The following is a 21009-nucleotide window of genomic DNA, read 5'->3' as shown; positions in this document are numbered from 1 at the left end:
CGAAAAGCGACTTTGCGACAATCTTCACGGCACCGGCTCCGAAATGAACATCTTTCGGGTGTGCCGGTATGCAGGCAAAAGTCAAGTCACTCGGCGGCCTGCTTGACCGATCCGTCCTCGCCATCGTCGGCGTCGTGGTCGGCGCGCGGTGAGCGGCCCCAGTTCGCAAACGCGTTGGAGAGTCGGTCGAGATAGAGATAGACCACGGGCGTTGTGAACAACGTCAGCGCCTGGCTGACGATCAGGCCGCCGACCATCGCGTAGCCGAGCGGCTGGCGGATCTCGGAGCCGGTGCCGGTGCCGAGCATCAGCGGCACGCCGCCGAGCATCGCGGCCATCGTCGTCATCATGATCGGGCGGAAGCGGAGCAGGGCGGCCTGGCGGATCGCCGCCACCGGCTCCATGTGCTGGTCGCGCTCGGCGGCGATCGCGAAGTCGACCATCATGATGCCGTTCTTCTTCACGATGCCGATCAGGAGAATGATGCCGATCAGCGCGATCAGCGAGAAGTCGAAGCCCGCGGCCATCAGGATCGCCAGCGCGCCGACGCCGGCCGAGGGCAGCGTCGACAGAATCGTGATCGGGTGGATGTAGCTCTCGTAGAGAATCCCGAGGATGAGGTAGACGACCACGAGCGCCGCTAGGATCAGCAACGGCACGGTCGACAGCGATTGCTGGAACGCCTGCGCAGTGCCCTGGAAGCTCGAGCTCAGGGTCGGCGGCGCGCCGAGGTCGATCATCGCCTTCTGCACCGCGTCCGTCGCCTGACCGAGCGCGACACCCTGCGCCAGGTTGAACGAGATGGTGATCGCCGGGAACTGGCCCTGGTGGCTGATCGACAGCGGCCGCACCGGCACGGTGGTCCACTTCGCAAAGGTCGACAGCGGCACCTGTTCGCCGGTCAGCGGCGACTTGATGTAGATGTTGTTCAGCGTGTCGACCGAGCCCTGCAGCTCCGGCAGCACCTCGAGGATGACGTGGTAGCTGTTGAGCTGGGTGAAGTACTGCGTCACCTGGCGCTGGCCGAACGCGTCATAGAGGGTGTCGTCGATCAGCTGCGGCTGGATGCCGTAGCGCGAGGCGGTGTCGCGGTTGATCTTCAGCTCGACCGTGGTGCCGTTGGTCTGCTGGTCGGTCGCGACGTCGCGCAGCTGCGGCAGCGTCTGCATCTTGGAGAGTATCTTCGGCGCCCACTGGTTCAGCTCGGACAGGTCGGCATCCTGCAGCGTGAACTCGAACTGGGTGCGGGTCGGGCGGCCGCCGAGGCGAACGTCCTGCGCGGCCTGCATGAACAGCCGGGCACCGAGCACCTTCTCCAGCTTCGGCCGCAGGCGGGCGATGATCTGCTGCGCGTTGGCATCGCGCTCTTTCAGCGGCTTGAGCGTGATGAACATGTTGCCGTTGTTGCCGGCCCGGCCGCTGCCGCCGATCGCCATCGCCACCGTCGCCACGCCGGGGTCCTGCATGACGATCTTGCTGAGCTCTTCCTGCTTCCCCTTCATTTGGGCGAACGAAATATCCTGATTGGCTTCCGAGGTCGCGGTGATCAGGCCGACGTCCTGCTGCGGGAAGAAGCCCTTCGGGATGATGACGAACATGTAGACCGACAGCGCCAGCGTCGCGAAGAAGATCATCAGGGTCGTGAACTTCCAGCGCAGCGCGAGGTCGAGCCCGCTCTGATAGCCGCGCAGCATGGCGTCGAAGCCCCGCTCGCTGAGCTTGTAGAGACGACCGTGCCGCTCCTCATTGTGGGCGCGCAGGAAGCGCGAGGCCATCATCGGGGTCAGCGTCAGCGACACGAACATCGAGACGAAGATGGTCATCGCCAGCACGACCGCGAATTCGCGGAACAGGCGGCCGATGATGCCGCCCATCAGCAGCAGCGGGATCAGCACCGCGACCAGCGAGATGCTGATCGAGACGATGGTGAAGCCGATTTCCTTGGAGCCCTTGAAGGCGGCGGCCATCGGCCTCTCGCCTTCCTCGATGTAGCGGCTGATGTTCTCCAGCATCACAATGGCGTCGTCGACCACGAAGCCGACCGCGATCGTCAGCGCCATCAGCGACAGATTGTCGAGCGTGTAGCCGAACACCCACATCAGCGCACAGGCGCCCAGCAACGCCAGTGGCACGGTCACCGCCGGGATGACGGTGGCCCAGAAGCTGCGCAGGAAGACAAAGATCACCATCACGACCAGGAAGATGGTCAGGAGCAGGGTGAATTGAACGTCCTCCACCGCGGCGCGGATCGTGGTGGTGCGGTCGGAGATGACCTCGATCTTGACCGCCGGCGGGATCGCCGCGACCAACCGGGGCAGCGCCGCCTTGATCTTGTCGACGGTGTCGATGACGTTGGCGCCGGGCTGCTTGAAGACGACGAGGAACACGCCGCGCTTGCCGTTGGCCCAGGCCGCCTGCTTCGCGTCCTCAGGTCCGGTAACCGCCTGGCCGATGTCACGGATGCGCAGCGGCCCGCCGTTGCGGTAGGCGATGATAACGTCGTTCCACGGATCCGCCGTCAGCAGCTGGTCGTTGGCATAGATGGTGTAGGCACGGGTGGCGCCGTCGATATTGCCCTTCGGGCTGTCGACGGTTGCGATGTTGATCGCGGCGCGGACGTCCTCCAGCGACAGGCCCTTCGCGACCAGCTTGGCGGGATCGATCTGGACGCGGACCGATGGCTTCTGCTGGCCGCCGATGATGACCTGCGCGACGCCGGAAATCTGGCTGATCTGCTGGGCGAGCTGGGCGTCGACGGAATCGCTCACCGTGGTCAGCGGCAGCGTGTCTGACGTTGCCGACAGTAGCATGATCGGCGCGTCCGCCGGATTGACCTTGCGATAGGTCGGCGGCGAGGGGAGGTTCTTCGGCAATTGGCCGCTGGCGGCGTTGATGGCGGCCTGCACGTCGTTGGCGGCGCCGTCGATCGAGCGGTTGAGGTCGAACTGGATCGTGACCGACGCGGTGCCCAGATAGCTCGTCGAGGTCATCTGCGCGATGCCGGGGATCTGCGCGAACTGGCGCTCCAGCGGCTGGGCGACCGAACTCGCCATGGTCTCCGGGCTGCCGCCCGGCAGCGTCGCGGTGATCTGGATGGTCGGGAAGTCGACTTGCGGCAGCGGCGCGACCGGCAGCAGAGGGTAGGCGACGAGGCCGACGAACAGGATACCCGCCATCAGAAGCGAGGTGCCGATCGGGAAGCGAATGAATGGTGCGGAAATTCCGTCGCTCATTCCTGCGTGACCTTCGACTGGGACTGGTCCGAGCTCGCCACCGCCGTCGTCACCAGGGTTCCCGGCGAGACCTTGTACTGGCCCGCGGTGATCACCTGCTGTCCTGGCGACAGGCCATCCTCGATCACCGACTTGCCGTCGATCGACTGGCTGACCTTGAGCTTGCGAAGCTCGGCCTTGTTCTCCTGATTGACTGAATACGCGTAGAGGCCTTCGGTGCCATGTTGCACCGCGTCGTCCGGGACGACGGTGGCATCCTTCAGCGTTTTGACCAGAAGCCGGGTCGAGACCGACTGGCCCGGCCATAGTGCATGGTCCTTGTTATCAAACACCGCCTTCAGCCGGACAGTCCCGCTCGTCGTGTCGACCTGATTGTTGATCAGCGCCAGGGTTCCGGTGGAGAGCAACTTTTTGCCGTCGGTGGTCAGGGCGATGGTCTTGGGCGGCGCCACCGCCAGCGCCGCCTTGATGTCGGGCAGCTGGTCTTCCGGAGCGGTGAAGATCACGGTGATCGGCTCGATCTGGGTGATCGTCACGATGCCGGTCTGGGCCGAGGCGTTGACGATGTTGCCGATATCGACCAGCCGCAGGCCAACAATGCCGTCGATCGGAGCCTTCACGGTGGCGTAGTCGACCTGGGTCTGGGCGTTGAAGATCGCAGCGTCGTCGGCGGAGATCTGGGCCGTGAGCTGGGCCACGGTGGAGCGCTGGGTGTCGAGCTGCTGGCGCGTCGCGAACTCGCCGAGCTTGGTATAGCGCTGCAGGTCGAGGTTGGCGTTGGCGAGGTTGGCTTCGTCCTGGGCCTTCTTGGCCTTGGCTTGGTCGAGCGTCGCCTGATAGGGCCGCGGATCGATCTCAACCAGCGTGTCGCCCGCCTTGACGAACTGGCCTTCCTTGAACGCGATCCTGGTGATCTGGCCATCGACCCGGGTGCGGACCTGGACGGTGTTGAACGCCTGCACCGTGCCGAGTCCGGTCAGGTACACCGGGAAGTCGGCCTTCTCGACCGGCGAGATCTTGACCGGGACGGCCGGGCGCTGGGCGGAACGCTTCTGCGCGGCTTCGGCTGCCAGCTTGTTGTCGGAGTATTTTTGCCAGCCGAAATAGCCGGCGGCGCCGACCGCAGCGATCACTAAAACCCAACCGATGGTGCGTGACTTTGACATGCGGACTCTTGGGTTCGACGTAACAATAAAGGGTGATCGAAACGGTTCACAGAGCTTGCGGATATAATATGCGTGCACTTAATGTGTAAACACACCAAGGCTTGAGAATCCTAAACATTTGGAAAGGTTTAGGTCAGAAACGAGCAGAAATATTCCGACTGGGAAACGCACCGAGGACCCCTAATGTCGCTCGATCTCAAACGCCAGTTCATTGCGCAGCTCGTCGAGAGTTCCCGGCTGTTGCGCAACTATATCGATCATCGCGCCAAGGCGCGAGGCACTACGCGCGCGCAGTGGATCGTGTTGTTCCGGCTGCGAGAGCAGGAGGGCCTGTCCCAGGTCGATCTTGCCGACGTTCTCGAGCTGCAGCCGATCTCGCTGGTGCGGCTGCTTGACCGGCTCGTCGAGCACGGCTTGCTCGAACGGCGCCCCGATCCCAGGGATCGCCGCGCCAATCGTCTGTTCCTGACCAGGACCGGGCGCCGCCTCGTCGACGATCTTGACAGTCTGCGCGATGCGATCGCCGGCGACGTGCTGCGCGACGTCTCCGACGAGCATGTCGAAAGCGGCCTTGCCACGCTGCGCGAGGTCAAGGATCGCATCAAGGCGCTCGGCGAAGAGGCGGAACACATCGCCGCGAAATAGCGCGCGGCTCGTCGCGGATCTGCTCTCCATCCGTTCATCTGATGCGGTTCGCGCGACGCGGTTGAAACGGCGCCGGATGTCGTTCATATCGCGCAGCGACGATGCGAGAGGATGAGGGCAGCGATGGACGAGTTGAACGGGCGCATGATGGCTTGCCAGATACTGGTCACGGGATTGATCGCGCGCGTCGCCAACGAGCAGCGTGACCCGCTGCGCTTTCTCACCGACTTCCGCGACGAGATCAAAGCGGTCGTCAACGGCGTCAATATCGCCGGCCTCGAGAACAGCGACCGCGTCCGGCAGGTCGCGCAGCGGACCATCGACGAGCTGTTCTCACTGATGAAGCCGCCAAGCGCCGAATGATTGCAGATGCCGTTGGCGCCGATTTAGAACCATTATTAGAACGCTTAAAAACTAGAGTTTAGAACGATTTCAAAGCACAGATTAGAATCGCTTTGAATTGGGGCGATTCAAGCCAACTGTGGCGCTCGTCGCATTGATAAAAAAGGTCGCGCTCGATAACCGAAAGGGACAGTTCGTCGCATGGTGATTTCGCGCGCGGACTTGCTTTTCTGGGGGCGTGCAAGACATGAGCAATGTGAAGGCGCCGAGATCGCTGCGCTTCGATGCGGCGATGGGGTCGGCTGATGATACGGGTTATTCCGCCACGAAGGTCTCCGCCGTCGCGAGCCTGATCGCGGTGGCGTCGTTTTCGGGAGCTGAAGCGCAGCAGTCCAGCCTGCCGCCGGTGAATGTGGATGCCCCGGTTGCGCGTCCGCGGCCCGTCACGTCAAAGCCCACGTCGGACCAGGTCCGCGCCCGCAACGCGCTGCGCCGCGCCGCGCGCCGCAGCAGTCAGCAGGCCCAGCAAGCGCCGGTGCCGTTTCCGAATGCCGGCGGTCTTCCCGCTGATCGCGACCGCTACGCCGATCCGGCCGCGCCGTACAAGGGCGACCGTTTGCAGGCCTCCGGCAAATATCCCGAGCCGATCCTGAACACGCCGAAGTCGGTCACGGTGCTGACCAAGGACGTGCTCGAGGACAAGAATGCCACCTCGCTGAAATCGGCGATCCTGTCGACGGCCGGCGTCACGCTCGGCACCGGCGAGGGCGGCAACGCGTTCGGCGATCGCTTCTTCATCCGCGGCTTCGATGCGCGGAACGACATCTTCATCGACGGCGTGCGCGACGCCGGCGTGAGCGTCCGCGAGAACTTCTTCACCGAGCAGGTCGAGATCCTGCGCGGCCCGGGCTCGTCCTTTGCAGGCCGCGGCACCACCGGCGGCGCGATCAACATCGTCACCAAGCAGGCGACGACCGAGAACAGCTTCTACAACATGGACACCTCGTTCGGCACCGATCGCACCAAGCGGGTGACGCTCGATGTCAACCAGGTGATCAGCCCGACGCTGGCGATCCGCGCCGGCGGCCTGTTCCAGGATGCGGGCGTCGCCGGCCGCAGCTATGTCACCGACAATCGCGATGGCGGTTTCGTCGCTGCGACCTGGAAGCCGGTCGATGCGGTGAAGATCAGCGGCAACTACATCCATACCGAACTGACCGGCATCCCGGACTTCGGCGTGCCGTACTATCGGCCGAGCACCGCGAGCACGGCCGGCGGCCCGTTCCCGGACTTCGGCGTCAACCGCAACAATTTCTACGGCTTCGTCAACCGGGACTTCTTCCGGACCGGGCAGGACATCGGCACCATCAATGCCGAGGTGCAGGTCACGCCGGACCTCATGCTCAGCAACAAGATCCGTGAATCGCGTTCGACCCAGAAATACATCGGCACGCTGCCGGAATCGCCGACGCTGGCCGCAGGTGCGCCGTTCACCGCCTACACGCTGAGCGCCAACCCGCAGAGCCGCTTCCAGGTTACCGACGTGTTCGCCAACCAGACCGAGGCGACCTACAAGTCGGTCGATGGGCTCGGCTTCAAACATACGACGACAGCGGGCGTCGAATACGACAACGAGCGGTCTTCGATCGACAGCTTCACCGGCCTTGCCTCCGAAATAACCACCGGTCCATCGTCTTTCACGGGAAGTGGCTCGCTCTCCGGCGTCAGCGTCTTCAACCCGCAATACACCAACATCCCGTTTACGAACAGCGCGAGCCTCAACGGCAGGCCAACCAAGATCAGTATCGACACTGTGAGCGGATACGTGATGGATTCCGCCAACTACAACGACTTTGTCATCCTGAACGGCGGCGTCCGCTATGACGACTACACCATCAAGACCAGCGGCTACGGTACGGTCAATGGTGTCGCGAACGTCTTCGGTCAGCAACAGCAAGACTACGGCATGCCGAACTTCAACCTCGGCTTGACGCTCAAGCCGTTGCCGAACGGGAGCGTCTATGCCGCTTATGCCACGTCATCCAACCCCGTCGGCGCGGAGTTTGACGGCACGAGCATTCAGTATGGCGGCATCGCGCCGGTTCTCAACGGCAATCCAAACCAGATCTTCGGGCCGGAGAAAAACAAGGCGATTGAAGTCGGCACCAAGTGGGAGTTGTTCGATCGTCATTTGCTGGTTACGGCGGCGCTGTTCCAGACCGAGAAGGAGAACGCGCGCGAATCGATGAACGTCACCGCGGCGACTGCAACCGCCGCATGTCCCTATCCGGCCGGCACGACCGGCACCGTCTCCTGCATTAGCGCTGGCGCGGCCTATCGCATCCGCGGCATCGATCTCGGAGTAGGCGGCAAGATCACTGACAAGTGGAGCGTGTTCGGCGGCCTCGTGTTGATGCAGTCGGAGGTGACCAAATCGAATATTCCGCCAGCCAACACGATTCTGTACACTTCGAACGTTGGCTTGCCGCTCGCCAACGTGGCGCATCAGTCGTTCAGCATGCTCTCGAAATACCAGCTGACCGACATGTGGGAGATCGGCGGGCAAGCGGTGTATCGCTCCAGGATGTACGGCGGCACGTTCCTCGCGGCCAACCAGGGCACGTCGATCCCGAGCTACTGGCGCTTCGACGCCTTTGCCGAGGCCAAGATCGACAAGCACTGGACCATGAAGCTGTTCGTCAACAACATCTTCGACAAACGCTACTACGACGCGCTGTATCAGAGCGCAGCACCGTTCGTGCTGGAGGCGCCGGGACGCGCCGCCTACCTGGTTGTGTCTGCGCGTTACTGAGAGGCTTTGCGGCACGAGATGCTGGTCTGTATTCCCAACGTACTGAGCAAGGCTGATGTGGCGGACTTCCGCCGCATCATGGATGCCAGCGATTGGGAGGACGGCCGCTCGACCGCGGGGGCTGCGTCCGCGATGGTCAAGCGCAACCAGCAGCTGCCGCCCGACAGCGAGGTCGCCAGGCTGCTCGGCAACCGGATCCTGTCGGCGCTGTCGGCGAGCCCGCGGTTCATCTCGGCGGCGATCCCGCTTCAAATCTTTCCGCCCTTGTTCAACCGCTATGCCGCAAGCGACGGGCACCATTTTGGCCTGCACGTCGACAATGCGGTGCGGGGCGACCGGCTGACGGGCATGCGGATCCGCACCGATCTTTCGGTCACGCTGTTTTTATCGGAGCCGGAAGACTATGATGGCGGCGAGCTCGTCATCGAGGACCTCTACGGATCCCACGAAATCAAGCTGCCGGCAGGCGATCTCGTGGTTTATCCTGCGTCCAGCCTGCATCTGGTCACGCCGGTCACGCGGGGGACCCGGGTAGCGTCTTTTTTCTGGCTCCAGAGCATGGTACGGGATGCCCACGCGCGCAGCCTGATCTTCGATCTCGATACTGCGATCCAGGCTCTGGTGGAGCGGCTGGGCCGCGATGACCCTGAAACGGTCAAATTGACCGGGATTTATCACAACCTGATCCGTCACTGGGCTGAAGTGTAACTGATGATGACATTCAAGTTCCCCGCTGCATCCGCCCTGATCGCCTCGCTGGCGATGCTGATGCTGGCCGCGCCGTCTTCGGCGCAGCAGCAAACGGCGCCTGCCGCGCAGCCCGCGCCGGTAACCCGGGCCCAGTCCGCACCCGTGGCTCAATCGCCGGCCGCCGCTCCGGCTGCCCCGACCGCGCCCGCGGCACCGCAAGCCCAGGCCGCGGCGGCGCCTGCCGCGGCGGCGCCGGCACCGACGGCACTCGATGCGTCGCCGGCCGTGCCCGCGAACGGTGATGCCAAGGTGCTGAAGTCGACCTCGACCGGCCTGCACGAATTGTCGCCGTGGAACATGTTCCTGAACGCGGACATCATCGTGAAGGCGGTGATGCTCGGTCTCGCCTTCGCATCGCTCGTGACCTGGACGGTGTTCATCGCCAAGATGGTCGAATTGACCGTGGCGCAGAGCAAGCTGCGCGGCGCGCTCGCCAAAATCGCTGAATCGCGCTCGCTGGCGGAGGCGCAGTTCGCACTCGGCGCCAAGGGCAGCGTGCTGTCGTCGTTCATTGCGGCTGCGATGCGCGAGGGACGGCTTTCGGCGGGCATCTCCAGCGATGCTGGCATCAAGGAGCGCGCGGCATCGAGCTTCGCCGAAATCGTGCGCGCCGAAGCCCGCAAGATCCGCGTCGGCATGGGCCTGCTCGCGACTATCGGCGCGACGTCGCCCTTCGTCGGCCTGTTCGGCACCGTCTGGGGCATCATGAACAGCTTCATCGGCATCTCGAAGTCGCAGACCACGAATCTCGCCGTGGTCGCGCCGGGCATCGCGGAAGCGCTGCTCGCAACCGCGATCGGCCTCGTCGCGGCGATCCCGGCGGTGATCATCTACAACCACTTCTCGCGCGTCACGAAGGTCTATCTCGAACTCGTCAACCGTGCTTCGGGCGCGGCGGGGCGCCTGTTGTCGCGCGATCTCGATCGCACCCATGGCAGCATTCCCGGCGAGATTCCGCGCACCGCGCATCCGCGGGCCGCAGCGGCGGAGTAGGCGATGGCAGTCTCGATCTCCGAGAACGACGGCGACGACGATTTCGCGGAATCCCACGAGATCAACGTGACGCCGTTCATCGATGTGATGCTGGTGCTGCTGATCATCTTCATGGTGGCGGCGCCGCTCTCGACCGTCGACCTGCCGATCGATCTGCCGACCTCGAGCGCAACGCCGCAGAAGAAGCCGGACAAGCCGACCTATCTCAGCATCAAGCCGGACCTCACGCTGGCGATCGGCGAGAACGCGGTGAAGCGCGCCGACCTGATCAATTCGCTCGATGCGGTACCTGACATGACCAGGGACAAATACGTGTTCCTGCGCGCCGATCGCATGGTACCCTATGGCGAGCTGATGGGCGTAATGGAGCTGTTGCGCGCCGGCGGCTACACCCATGTCAAGCTGGTGACGCTCGAGGGCGTTCCCGGAGCGCCCGCACCGGCGCAGGTCGAACCGGCCAAACCCTGACGGCGAAGCGCGATGTCCACCAACCCCGATCTTGATCTGCGGACGTCGAAGCGGCTCTGGGTGATCGCCGCGGTGACGGCGGTCGGACTGCATCTCGGCGGCGCGGCGCTGGCGCTGACAAATTTGCGCGGCGACGACGGCGATGAAGGGCTTGGTGCCGCCGGCGCGGAGTACGCCGTCGAGCTTGCCTCAGCAACCGACGAGGATAACCCGGCACCCCCTGGACCGGAGGACCGCGCACAGGAAGCTTCGCCGGAAATGACCCAGCAGAAGGCGGAGGTCAAGGAGACCGACCTTCCGCAGGCCAAGCCGACCGAGACCGAGGACGCCGATCGCATCGTCACGGAAGACAACAGCAAGAAGCCGAAGGAGGAGGACGCTCAGGTCGCCAAGGTTCAGACCGAGACGAGCGAGGCCGCCGAGAAGCACCAGGACCAGTCGCCGACCAAGCTGGACGACGCGACGCGTCAGTCGGATACGACCAAGGCGCCCAATCCGGGCATCGGCAAGGACAAGTTCGCGCTGACGGCCAAATGGGGCAAGAAGATCAGCGCCTATCTCGACCTGCACAAGAAATTCCCTGAGAACGTCAAGGCCAAGGAGGGCAAGGTGAAGCTCGCTTTGGTGCTCAACCGTCTCGGCAAGGTCCTGTCGGTCGCCGTGATGGAAACGTCGGGAGATGCTGCGTTCGACGACGCCGCGGTCTCGATGGTGCACCGTTCCGATCCGGTGCCCGCGCCGCCGGCCGGACTGACCGAGGACCAGTTCTCCTTCACGCTTCCCGTCACCTTCAACAAGCCGAAGAAGTAGCGAGCGCGCGACGCACGCAATTCGAAAGGCAGAACGCGGACGCTTCATGTCGCGAGAACATGAAGCTGCGTCCCCATCCTCGCTGTCATCGCCCGGCCTGTGCGCAATTGCGCACATGGACCGGACGATCCAGTACGCCGCGGCTTCTCGATTCCAGCACTGCTGTCTCTGTAATACTGGATCACCCGCTTTCGCGGGGATGACACCGCGAGTTTGGCCGCAAGCGTCGAAATCATCGGGCCGCGCTTTGCGCGGCCCCGTTGGCGAGCTCCGAATGACGCCATCAGCTCTTCTTCACCAGCGGGCAGGCGCTCTTCTCGAGCGGCAGGAAGGCTTCATCCGCGGGGATGGTCGCAACCAGCTTGTAATAGTCCCACGGATACTTCGACTCCGACGGCTTCTTCACCTCGAACAGGTAGGCGGGGTGGATCTTGCGGCCGTCGACGCGGATCGAGCCCTTGCCGAACAAGGGATCGTCGGTCGGCAACTCCTTCATCTTGGCGACGACGGCGCGGCCGTCATGCGGATTGCCGCCGAGCGCTTCCAGCGCCTTGAAATAGTGGATCAGCGACGAGTAGACGCCGGCCTGCACCATGGTCGGCGGGTTCTTCTTGAACCGCTCCATGAAGCGCTTGGTGAAGGCGCGGGTCTGGTCGTTCATGTCCCAGTAGAATGTCTCGGTGAAGTTCAGGCCCTGCGCGACGTTGAGGCCGAGCGCGTTGATATCGGTAATGAACAGCAGCATGCCCGCAAGCCGCTGGCCGCCCGAGACGATACCGAATTCGGCCGCCTGCTTGATCGCGTTGGTAGTGTCGCCGCCGGCATTGGCAAGACCGACGATCTTGGCCTTCGAGCTTTGCGCCTGCAGCAGGAAGGACGAGAAGTCTGCGTTGTTCAGCGGATGCTTGACGCTGCCGAGCACCTTGCCGCCATTCGCGGTGACGACCGCCGACGTATCGCGCTCGAGCGCCTGGCCGAACGCGTAGTCTGCAGTGAGGAAGAACCAGCTGTCGCCGCCGGACTTGACCAGCGCCTTGCCGGTGCCGTTGGCGAGCATGTAGGTGTCGTAGACCCAGTGTACCGTGTTTGGCGAGCATTGCGCGCCGGTGAGGTCGGACGAGGCCGAGCCGGAGTTCAGGTTGACGACGTTCTTCTCCTTGGCGAGGTTCGCGATCGCAAGCCCGACATTGGAAGCTGCGAGATCGACGAACACGTCGACCTTCTCGACATCGATCCACTGCTTGCCGATGTTGACCGCGACGTCGGGCTTGTTCTGGTGATCGGCCGAGATCAGGTCGATCTTCCAGCCCTTCGCCAGCAGCCCGGAATCCTCGATCGCCATCTGCGCTGCCACGGTCGAGCCGGGTCCGCCGATGTCCTGGTAGAGACCGGACTGGTCGCCGAGAGCGCCGACCTTGGCGACCTTGTCCGTCGTCTGCGCCGACGCGCTGCCGGCAAACACGAGGCTCGTGGTCATCACCAAAGCTGCAATGGAACGCTTCATCTTTCCTCCAGTATGATTTTTGTTCTTGAGTTCTCATTATGCCCGGCACCGGGCGCATCGCCTAGGGCACAGCCACGAGCGATCGCGCGCGAAATTCCACGGTGCGGTGATTGCGCAGGCAGTGACGCGCGACGGGATGCCGCGGCACGCGCCGGTGATGAAAGCGGAAGTGCTCGGAGCGCCGGCCGCGCTATTTCCAGTAGTACCGAATCGCGACGTAGACCACGACGAGGCAGGCGAAGATCAGCGCCACCGGCATCGGACGCCTGGCGTTCGAAGCGGAGGCGGCGGTCTTCTTGGCGGGCAGGCGGCGGAACGCGGTGACGTTGCCGGTGTCGGCGGCGGGCTCGCGCGTGCGCGCCGGAACCTCGGGTGCTTTGCCGGCGCCGCCCATCTCCGCATAGTAGGTGCGGTACATCTCCTGGATCGTCGCCTCGCCGGCTTCGGCGTCGCTCATCTGCTCCAGTAGTTTCTTGTAGATGGCGAGGAAATTCTGCGCTTCAGGCGGCAGGGCGGAGGCGCCGTTCAACTTGGCCATCATCTTCCAGGTCGCAAAGTCAGCCCGCGCGCGGGTGTCGGCGCGTCGCGCAATCAGCATATCGGCAGCTTTGATCACCATGGCCTCGAAGCGTTCCCGTCCTTGCCCATGACCCGGAAAGTGGCATCGATTTCCGGTCAGATCATGCGCCAGATCAAAAGCTATGTGTTTCCGGTGAGGAGGAGAAGGGCATTCCCAACATATCCGGTCAGAGTTCGCAGTATCATTGAAATAACATCGAGATTTAGGCCGATTTGCCTGCCAATCACGGGCAGCAGGATCAACAGTCCGATCAGGATCAGCATGCCGTAGGGCTCCAGCCGGGCGAGCGGGATTGCCAGTGGCCGCGGCAACAGCCCGACCGCGACCCTTCCGCCGTCCAGCGGCGGAATCGGCATCATGTTGAAGATCGCGAGCACGATGTTGATCAGGAAAGCGTTTTTCAGATTATCCGCGGCCCATTGCGCCGCATCGGCCGGAACCAATGGCAGTGCGTGGAATGCCAGCGCCGCTGCGGTCGCCAGAATGATGTTGGTGACCGGGCCGGCCAGCGCCACCCACACCATGTCGAGCTTGGGATGGTTGAGGTTGCGGAAGTTCACCGGCACCGGCTTGGCGTAGCCGAACAGGAACGGCGAATGCGCGAACAGCAGCATCGCGGGCAGGATCAGCGTGCCGAACGGATCGATATGCTTCAGTGGGTTGAAACTGACGCGGCCGAGCTTCCAGGCGGTGTCGTCGCCGAGCCGGTGCGCGATGAAGCCGTGCGCGGCTTCGTGGAAGGTGATGGCGATGATGAGCGGCAGCACCCAGACGGAGACGTCATAGAGGGAAATATTCAATGCCTGCCGCCTCGGGTTCGCTTGGGACCTGAGGTCAGGCTAGCACGGATTCGCTGACGGCTTTGCTGGCGAGTGGGCGCGGGTCAGCGCGTATCCGGTGCGACCATGTTGCCGGGCGCGTGCGCCCGGCGCGGCTGGATCGTCGCGATCCAGATCCCTGCGAACACCGTGACGATGCCGGCCATCAGATTCCAGCTCAAGGGCTCATCGAGCAGCACCGCGCCGACCAGCGATGCCGCGATCGGATTGACGGTGACCGAGATCGCGACCCGGGTCGGCGTCGTCCGCTCCAGCGCGAAGGCCCAGAGATAGAAGGTGAGCGCGGCGCCGATGGCGCCGAGATAGGTCGCGCCGAACCATTGCGGCGCACCGAAATCCGCAACCGGCGCAAAGCTGCCGCGCAGCAGCGAGGCCACAATGAGCACCACGGCCCCGGCGGCCATGGCGAGCGTGGTGAAGGGGATCGGGCCGGAGCGGCGGATATAGGGCTTCGACCAGATGCTATAGAGGGCCATGCACAGCGCGGCCGCGACCATCAACAGATCCCCGCGCCAGGCGCCCGGCGGCGCCGTAGCGAGGCCGGAGAGCAGCGCCATCGAGACCCCCAGGATCGTGACCAGGACGCCGGTGGTCTTGCGCGCGGTGAGCGGCTCGGCGCCCAGCGCCGCGCCGACCAGCAGCGTCAGCAGCGGCAGCGTCGACAGCGCAAGCGCGCCGCGCGCGGCGGTCGTGAAGATCAGCGAGGCGTTGAACAGGATCGGAAACGCCGCAAAGAACAGCAGGCCGAGGCCGGCCACGCCAGGCCAGTCGCGCCGCGGCGGCCAGCTCCGGCGCTGCAGCAGGGCCAGCGGCAGCAGCAGCAGGACGCCGATGCCGAAGCGGAACGCGCCGATCGCCAGCGGATCGATGGCGTTGACCAGAAACCGCGTCGCCCCGATCGACGTTCCGCCGATCGCGCTCGACAGCACCGCCGCCAATACCCCCCAGATTTCGCTCATCCGCCTCGATCCCCTTGTTTTGCTTGCGCAATCTAGGGAAAGGGACATAATCATGATATCGAATAGTTTTGATCCACAAAATCACGGATCGTTATGAGTGCGCCCATCCTCGACCCGGATCTGCTGCAAGCGTTCGTCGCGGTGGCAGACCATCGCTCCTTCACCCGCGCGGCCTTGGCGCTGAACCGGACCCAGTCGGCCATCAGCATGCAGGTGAAGCGGCTGGAGGAGCGGCTGCAGGCCGAGCTGTTTCACCGCAGCACGTCCAGTGTCGACCTGAGCGCGGCCGGCGAGGGGTTGCTCGGATACGCCCGCCGCATCCTGAGCCTCAACGCGGAGGCGGTCGGCCGGGTGCGCGCGCATGGCACCGACGGGCGGGTTCGCCTCGGCGTGATGGACGATTACGGAACATTGATCGTCCCGCCACTGCTCAAGGACTTCATCGCCAACTATCCGCTGATCCATGTCGAGATGGAGACCGGGCTTACATCGTCGATGACGGACCGGCTCGGCGAAGCCTATGATCTCGTGATCGCGATGCACCCGGAAGGACGCGGCGAGGACGAGTTGCTGCGCACCGAGCAGGCGGTGTGGGCCGCGAGCGCCGCGCATCGTGTCGAAGCGCTCGATCCGCTGCCGGTCGCGCTCTATCCGCAGGGCTGCCTGTTCCGGAGCTGGGCGATGCAGGCGCTGGACGAAGCCGGCCGGCCGTGGCGGCTCGCCTTCGTCAGCCACAGCCTGTCTGCGGTCGAGGCGATCGCAGCCCAGGGGCTTGCCGTGACGGTGGTGAAGTCCGGCACCTTTCCGCCGACCTTGCGGCGCCTGACCGCACGCGAGGGCATGCCGCGGTTGCCGCGCGCCGAAATCCGTCTGCATCGCGCGCAAAATCTGTCGCGCGCGGCGTCATTGCTTGCGGATCATCTCGTCGCGGCGCTGCGGCAGCCGGTCAGGCGGGGGAGCTAAGACCTGATGAGATTAGGCGCAGCTGGAACGGCGTCGAAAGTTCACCTCTCCCTTGGGAGAGGTCGATTTGCGTAGCAAATCGGGTGAGGGGTTACGGTCTATCGATAGAGCAAAAGCCCTCACCCGGATTGCTTCGCAATCCGACCTCTCCCCAACGGGGAGAGGTGAACCGAGACCGCGCCAAGCCAATTCAACAAAAGCTCATCCCGCTTTAGTACGTCGCCCGCCCACCGGAGATGTCGAACACCGCGCCGGTCGAGAACGCGCAATCCTCCGACGCCAGCCACGCCACCATCGACGCGAGTTCCTCGACCTGGACGAAGCGGCCCTTCGGAATCTTCGACAGCATGAAGTCGATGTGCGCTTGCGTCATCTGGTCGAAGATCGCGGTCTTCGCCGCGGCGGGCGTCACCGCATTGACCAGAATGTCGTGCTGCGCGAGCTCCTTGCCGAGCGATTTGGTCAGCGCGATCAGCCCGGCCTTCGACGAGGAGTAATGCGCGGCGTTCGGATTGCCTTCCTTGCCGGCGATCGAGGCGATGTTGACGATGCGGCCGTACTTCTGGCCGATCATGGCCGGCACGATCGCCTTGCAGCAGATAAAGGGGCCTTCGAGGTTGATGCGCATCACCCTGCGCCAATCGTCGAGATCGGTTTCCCAGACCGGCTTGTTGGCTCCGGTGATGCCGGCATTATTGACCAGGATGTCGATCTTGCCGAACGCTCCGAGCGTCCGATCGCGCGCGGCGTCGACCGCGGCGGGATCGGTGACATCAGTCTTGACCGCGATCACGTTCTCGCCGATCGCCCTCGCGGTTTTCTCGGCGAGCGGCTGGTCGAAGTCCCAGATCGCGACCCTGGCGCCGGAGGCGACGAAGCGCTCGGTGATGGCGCGACCGAAGCCCTGCGCGCCGCCGGTGACGACGGCGCAGCGGCCGTTGAGATCGATCTTGTTCATATTGGATGCCTTCGCGTGAACGTCAGAGCATGAAGCCGCCATCGACGACCATGTCGACGCCGGTGGTGAATGCGGCCTCGTCGCTCGCAAGATAGACCGCCATCGCAGCGATCTCCTCCGCGGTGCCGAGCCGACCCATCTTCTGGCGGGCGACGAATTTCTCGCGTCCGTCAGGGCCTGCCGCGGCCGCTCGCTCCAGCATCGAGGGCGTCTCGACCGTGCCGGGGCAGATCGCGTTGCAGCGGATGCCCTGGGTGATGAAATCCAGCGCGACCGCGCGAGTCAGCAGCGAGACCGCCGCCTTCGAGGCGCTGTAGACATAGCGGTTGGCCGGCGGCCGCAATGCCGCGCAGGACGAAATGTTGACGATGCTGCCGCCGCCGCCCGCCAGCATCGCGGGCAGGAATGCCTTGATGGTCCGGTGCATCGATTTGACATTGAGATCGAACGAGAAGTCGAAGTCTTCGTCGGAGCAGTCCAGGATGGTGCCGTGATGCACGAAGCCCGCCGCATTGAGCAGGATGTCGATCTTGCCGATGCGCTTGGCGAAAGCGTTGACGTCTGCGGTGCTGCGAACGTCGAGCCGGGCGGTCTCGGCGACGCCTTCCTTGCCGAGCGTGGCGATGCCGCTCTCGTTGATGTCGGTGGCAATCACGGTTGCGCCTTCACGCGCGAATGCGATCGCGCATGCGCGCCCGATGCCCGCCGCAGCGGCGGTGACGACGGCGCGTTTGCCCTTCAGTCGATTGGACATTCATATCTCCCAGAGTTCGTCTTGATCTTTGTTTCGTCATTGCGAGCGAAGCGAAGCAATCCATTCCTCCTCTGCGGGGCTATGGATTGCTTCGTCGCTACGCTCCTCGCAATGACGATGCTTCAGTGATTATCGCGCGCCACGCCGACCTTGCCGGCGATGTCGTGGTAGCGCGTTGCGAGCTCGAGGCAGGCGCCGGTCGCGTGCTGGCCGACGGTCTGCCGGTAGAGCTCCTGCCACGGCGTCTGGTTGGCCGGGTGCGGGAAGCCGCCCTTGGCCTTCAGCTCGGCGCGGCGAGTACGCAGCTCATCCTCCGAGATCATGATGTTGGCGCTGCCCTTGTTGAGGTCGATGCGGACCTTGTCGCCGGTCTTGAGGATCGCGAGCCCGCCGTCGGCGGCGGCCTCCGGCGAGGCGTTGAGGATCGAGGGCGAGCCCGAGGTGCCGGACTGCCTGCCGTCGCCGATGCAGGGCAGGGACAGGATGCCGCGTTTGATCAGCGCTGCCGGCGGCTGCATGTTCACGACCTCGGCGCCGCCTGGATAGCCGATCGGGCCGGTGCCGCGCACGAACAGCACGCAGTGCTCGTCGATGTCGAGCGCGGGATCCTCGATCCGCGCGTGATAGTCCTCCGGGCCCTCGAACACGATGGCGCGGCCCTCGAAGGCGTTGAGGTCCTTCGGGTTGGACAGATAGCGGTCGCGGAATTCCTTCGAGATCACGCTGGTCTTCATGATCGCGGAATCAAACAGATTGCCGCGCAAGACCAGGAAGCCGGCGTCCTTTACCAGCGGCTTGTCGTAAGCCCAGATCACGTCGCCATCGGGAGCAGGCGCTTCCTTGCAGTTCTCGCCCATGGTGCGGCCGTTGACGGTGAGGGCGCCTTCATGAATGCGCTTGTGCTTGATCAGCTCACGCACCACCGAGGGCACGCCGCCGGCGCGGTGATATTCCTCGCCGAGATAGAAGCCGGCCGGCTGCATGTTCACCAGGAGCGGCACGTCGTGGCCGTATTTCTGCCAGTCGTCGATCGACAGCTCGACGCCGACATGGCGCGCCAGCGCATTGATGTGGATCGGCGCATTGGTCGAGCCGCCGATCGCGGAGTTGACCACGATGCAGTTCTCGAACGCCTCGCGGGTCAGGAAGTCCGACGGCTTCAGATCCTCCCAGACCATGTCGACGATGCGCTTTCCGGTCTCGTAGGCGATCTGGCCGCGCTCGCGATAGGGCGCCGGGATCGCCGCGCAGCCCGGCAGCGAGAAGCCGAGCGCTTCCGCCAGCGAGTTCATCGTCGAGGCGGTGCCCATCGTGTTGCAGTGGCCGACCGACGGCGCCGAGGAGGCCACGATCTCGATGAACTGCTCATAGTCGATCTCGCCCGCGGCGAGCCGCTCGCGCGCCTTCCAGACCACCGTGCCGGAGCCGGTGCGCTGGCCCTCGTGCCAGCCGTTCAGCATCGGCCCGCCCGACAGCACGATCGCCGGCAGGTTGACGGTCGCCGCCGCCATCATGCAGGCCGGCGTGGTCTTGTCGCAGCCGGTGGTCAGAACCACGCCGTCGAGCGGATAGCCGAACAACACCTCGACGAGGCCGAGATAGGCGAGGTTGCGGTCGAGCGCCGCGGTCGGGCGCTTGCCGGTCTCCTGGATCGGGTGGGTCGGAAACTCCATCGCGATGCCGCCGGCGGCGCGGATGCCCTCGCGGACGCGGTGCGCGAGCTCGAGGTGATGCCGGTTGCAGGGCGACAGATCATTGCCGGTCTGGGCGATGCCGATGATCGGCTTGCCCGACTGCAATTCCTCGCGTGTCAGGCCGTAATTGAGATAGCGCTCGAGATAGAGCGCGGTCATGCCCGGATTGTGCGGGTTGTCGAACCATTCCTGGGAGCGGAGCCGGCGGCCCTTGCCTTTGTTGGTCTCGCCTGCGGCGCTGTGCCCGTTGGTGTGGGGTTTTGTCATTGGCTTCTCCCGCAATGCATATTCTTGATACGCCCATTCAAGGGCTCTGGTTCAACGTTGTTCTACCTTGCGCAAATCGTCGCGCATTACAAACCCAAGACAAACCGAAGCGATCACGCACAGGTGTTTCAACGATCGGATTGGACCTTAGTTGAAGGCGTTTGGTTGCGCTATCATTTTTGTTGTTTTCACGTCCCTTGTGACGGCCTGGTGTCGGGCTGATGTCAGCCGCGTCGCGCCGAGCTCTGCCGTTCCATGATGCTGAAGCCGAGATCGACGACAGGCTCGGCGGGGCGGCGGCCCTCCAGCGTCTCGATCACCATCGCGGCAGCGTTCCTGCCCATCTCGTAGCGGTTAGTGCGCACGCTGCTCAGCGTCGGTTCGCTCGATGCCATGAATTCGAGGTCGTTGAAACCGACGATCGCCAGCTGGCCCGGCACCGCCATGTGCCGTCGCTTGCATTCGAACAGTGCGCCGAGCGCAAGGTCGTCGTTGACGCAGAACACCGCGTCGATGTCCGGCGCCTTGGCGAGCAGGTCGGCAAGCAACGTCCCGCCCAACGTCACCGAGGTCGGAATCGCCGTGGTGACGATGAGCTGCGGATCGAGCAGTGCAGCGTCGCTCATCGCGGCGCGATAGCCGTCGAGCCGGCGCTGCACCCGCGGATCCATCCGTGCGCCAAGAAAGCCGATGCGCCGGTAGCCCTGTGCGAGCAGATGGCCGATTGCCGCTCTCGCGGCGTCAAAATGTGAGAATCCGATCATCATGTCGACCGGGGAGGGACCGATTTCCATGATCTGAACGATCGGGCAATCGACCGTCTCCATGATGGCCCGTGAATCGGCAGTCTGGTTGATTCCGGTGACGATGAGACCGGCCGGCTTTTGTGCCAGAAAAAGACGCAGCAGGCGCTCTTCCTGCAGGATGCTGTAGCGGGTGTTGGCGAGCTGGATGCTGTAGCGGCTGCCGTCGAGCGCGTCATAGATGCCGCGCAGCACGTCGGAGAACACGTTGTTGGTCAGCGACGGGATCAGGACGCCGATCACCTCGGTGCGCTGCGAGGCAAGCGCGCGTGCCGCGAGATTGGGCACATAGCCGAGCTCTTTTGCCGCACTTTCGACCCGTGCGCGTTTGCCGGCCGAGAGCGCTTGCGGATTCCTGAAGAAGCGTGAGGCCGTGATCGGGCTGACGCCGGCGAGCTTCGCAACTTCGGCGAGCCGTATCTTGCCTGGCATGATGCGCTTCGGGGCCATTTGCCGCTGATACCACGAC

General features: G+C 64.1%; 18 protein-coding genes. 8 read left to right on the top strand and 10 right to left on the bottom strand.

Annotated features, from left to right (window positions below):
- Nucleotides 1-86: 86 nt before the first annotated feature.
- A complete protein-coding gene (locus tag ACVISU_RS04570) occupies nucleotides 87-3233 on the bottom strand; it encodes a multidrug efflux RND transporter permease subunit (RefSeq protein ID WP_456706145.1) in 3147 nt (1048 codons plus the stop codon).
- On the bottom strand, nucleotides 3230-4399 hold the full coding sequence (locus ACVISU_RS04565; protein ID WP_050404731.1) for an efflux RND transporter periplasmic adaptor subunit: 1170 nt from the start codon (nucleotides 4397-4399) through the stop codon (nucleotides 3230-3232). The genes ACVISU_RS04570 and ACVISU_RS04565 overlap by 4 nt, the downstream gene beginning before the upstream one ends.
- Before the next feature lie 183 nt (nucleotides 4400-4582).
- Here ACVISU_RS04565 and ACVISU_RS04560 point away from each other — a divergent pair, with 183 nt between their 5' ends.
- The 7 genes from ACVISU_RS04560 to ACVISU_RS04530 all read left to right on the top strand — a co-directional run bounded on the left by ACVISU_RS04560 (nucleotide 4583) and on the right by ACVISU_RS04530 (nucleotide 11219).
- Nucleotides 4583-5044 carry a MarR family winged helix-turn-helix transcriptional regulator gene (locus ACVISU_RS04560; RefSeq protein WP_456706144.1) on the top strand — a complete coding sequence of 154 codons (462 nt, stop codon included), beginning with the start codon at nucleotides 4583-4585 and terminating at the stop codon, nucleotides 5042-5044.
- 123 nt (nucleotides 5045-5167) lie between these two features.
- A complete protein-coding gene (locus ACVISU_RS04555) occupies nucleotides 5168-5407 on the top strand; it encodes a hypothetical protein (RefSeq protein WP_028344615.1) in 240 nt (79 codons plus the stop codon).
- Between the two features lie 226 nt (nucleotides 5408-5633).
- Complete coding sequence (locus ACVISU_RS04550; RefSeq protein WP_456706143.1) at nucleotides 5634-8198, top strand: TonB-dependent receptor; 2565 nt, start codon at nucleotides 5634-5636, stop codon at nucleotides 8196-8198.
- Between the two features lie 18 nt (nucleotides 8199-8216).
- Entirely contained in the window at nucleotides 8217-8906 is a 690-nt protein-coding gene (locus ACVISU_RS04545; RefSeq protein ID WP_050404729.1) for a Fe2+-dependent dioxygenase, read from the top strand.
- 3 nt (nucleotides 8907-8909) lie between these two features.
- The gene (gene exbB, locus ACVISU_RS04540) at nucleotides 8910-9941 is read left to right on the top strand and encodes a tonB-system energizer ExbB (RefSeq protein ID WP_456706142.1); all 1032 of its coding nucleotides are present in this window, start codon (nucleotides 8910-8912) and stop codon (nucleotides 9939-9941) included.
- Nucleotides 9942-9944: 3 nt separating this feature from the next.
- Nucleotides 9945-10409 carry a TonB system transport protein ExbD gene (gene exbD / locus ACVISU_RS04535; protein ID WP_456706141.1) on the top strand — a complete coding sequence of 155 codons (465 nt, stop codon included), beginning with the start codon at nucleotides 9945-9947 and terminating at the stop codon, nucleotides 10407-10409.
- A 12-nt stretch (nucleotides 10410-10421) separates the two neighbouring features.
- A complete protein-coding gene (locus ACVISU_RS04530) occupies nucleotides 10422-11219 on the top strand; it encodes a cell envelope integrity protein TolA (RefSeq protein WP_050404727.1) in 798 nt (265 codons plus the stop codon).
- A gap of 283 nt (nucleotides 11220-11502) precedes the next feature.
- Here ACVISU_RS04530 and ACVISU_RS04525 read toward each other — a convergent pair whose 3' ends face one another.
- The 4 genes from ACVISU_RS04525 to ACVISU_RS04510 all read right to left on the bottom strand — a co-directional run bounded on the left by ACVISU_RS04525 (nucleotide 11503) and on the right by ACVISU_RS04510 (nucleotide 15101).
- Nucleotides 11503-12723 (bottom strand): ABC transporter substrate-binding protein, encoded by a 1221-nt coding sequence (locus ACVISU_RS04525; protein WP_456706140.1) that lies wholly within the window; start codon nucleotides 12721-12723, stop codon nucleotides 11503-11505.
- Between the two features lie 190 nt (nucleotides 12724-12913).
- Nucleotides 12914-13321, bottom strand: a complete 408-nt coding sequence (locus tag ACVISU_RS04520) for a hypothetical protein (RefSeq protein WP_456710753.1) — start codon at nucleotides 13319-13321, stop codon at nucleotides 12914-12916.
- A gap of 101 nt (nucleotides 13322-13422) precedes the next feature.
- Nucleotides 13423-14103, bottom strand: coding sequence for a site-2 protease family protein (locus ACVISU_RS04515; protein WP_456706139.1), 681 nt, complete (start codon nucleotides 14101-14103; stop codon nucleotides 13423-13425).
- A gap of 83 nt (nucleotides 14104-14186) precedes the next feature.
- A complete protein-coding gene (locus ACVISU_RS04510; RefSeq protein ID WP_456706138.1) occupies nucleotides 14187-15101 on the bottom strand; it encodes a DMT family transporter in 915 nt (304 codons plus the stop codon).
- Between the two features lie 93 nt (nucleotides 15102-15194).
- On the opposite strand from ACVISU_RS04510, the gene ACVISU_RS04505 reads away from it, so the two are divergent.
- Nucleotides 15195-16064, top strand: a complete 870-nt coding sequence (locus tag ACVISU_RS04505; protein WP_456706137.1) for a LysR substrate-binding domain-containing protein — start codon at nucleotides 15195-15197, stop codon at nucleotides 16062-16064.
- Nucleotides 16065-16275: 211 nt separating this feature from the next.
- Here the strand turns inward: ACVISU_RS04505 and ACVISU_RS04500 are convergent, their stop codons facing one another.
- From ACVISU_RS04500 to gntR, 4 genes are all read right to left on the bottom strand, one after another.
- Complete coding sequence (locus ACVISU_RS04500; RefSeq protein ID WP_050404723.1) at nucleotides 16276-17022, bottom strand: SDR family NAD(P)-dependent oxidoreductase; 747 nt, start codon at nucleotides 17020-17022, stop codon at nucleotides 16276-16278.
- A gap of 22 nt (nucleotides 17023-17044) precedes the next feature.
- On the bottom strand, nucleotides 17045-17776 hold the full coding sequence (locus ACVISU_RS04495) for an SDR family oxidoreductase (protein ID WP_050404722.1): 732 nt from the start codon (nucleotides 17774-17776) through the stop codon (nucleotides 17045-17047).
- A 122-nt stretch (nucleotides 17777-17898) separates the two neighbouring features.
- Nucleotides 17899-19737 carry an IlvD/Edd family dehydratase gene (locus tag ACVISU_RS04490; protein ID WP_456706136.1) on the bottom strand — a complete coding sequence of 613 codons (1839 nt, stop codon included), beginning with the start codon at nucleotides 19735-19737 and terminating at the stop codon, nucleotides 17899-17901.
- A 224-nt stretch (nucleotides 19738-19961) separates the two neighbouring features.
- On the bottom strand, nucleotides 19962-20990 hold the full coding sequence (gene gntR / locus ACVISU_RS04485; protein WP_050404720.1) for an HTH-type transcriptional regulator GntR: 1029 nt from the start codon (nucleotides 20988-20990) through the stop codon (nucleotides 19962-19964).
- Nucleotides 20991-21009: the final 19 nt, after the last annotated feature.

It is taken from the genome of Bradyrhizobium sp. USDA 4452 (genome assembly GCF_054063575.1).
This window is presented reverse-complemented; position numbering and strand designations above follow the sequence as displayed.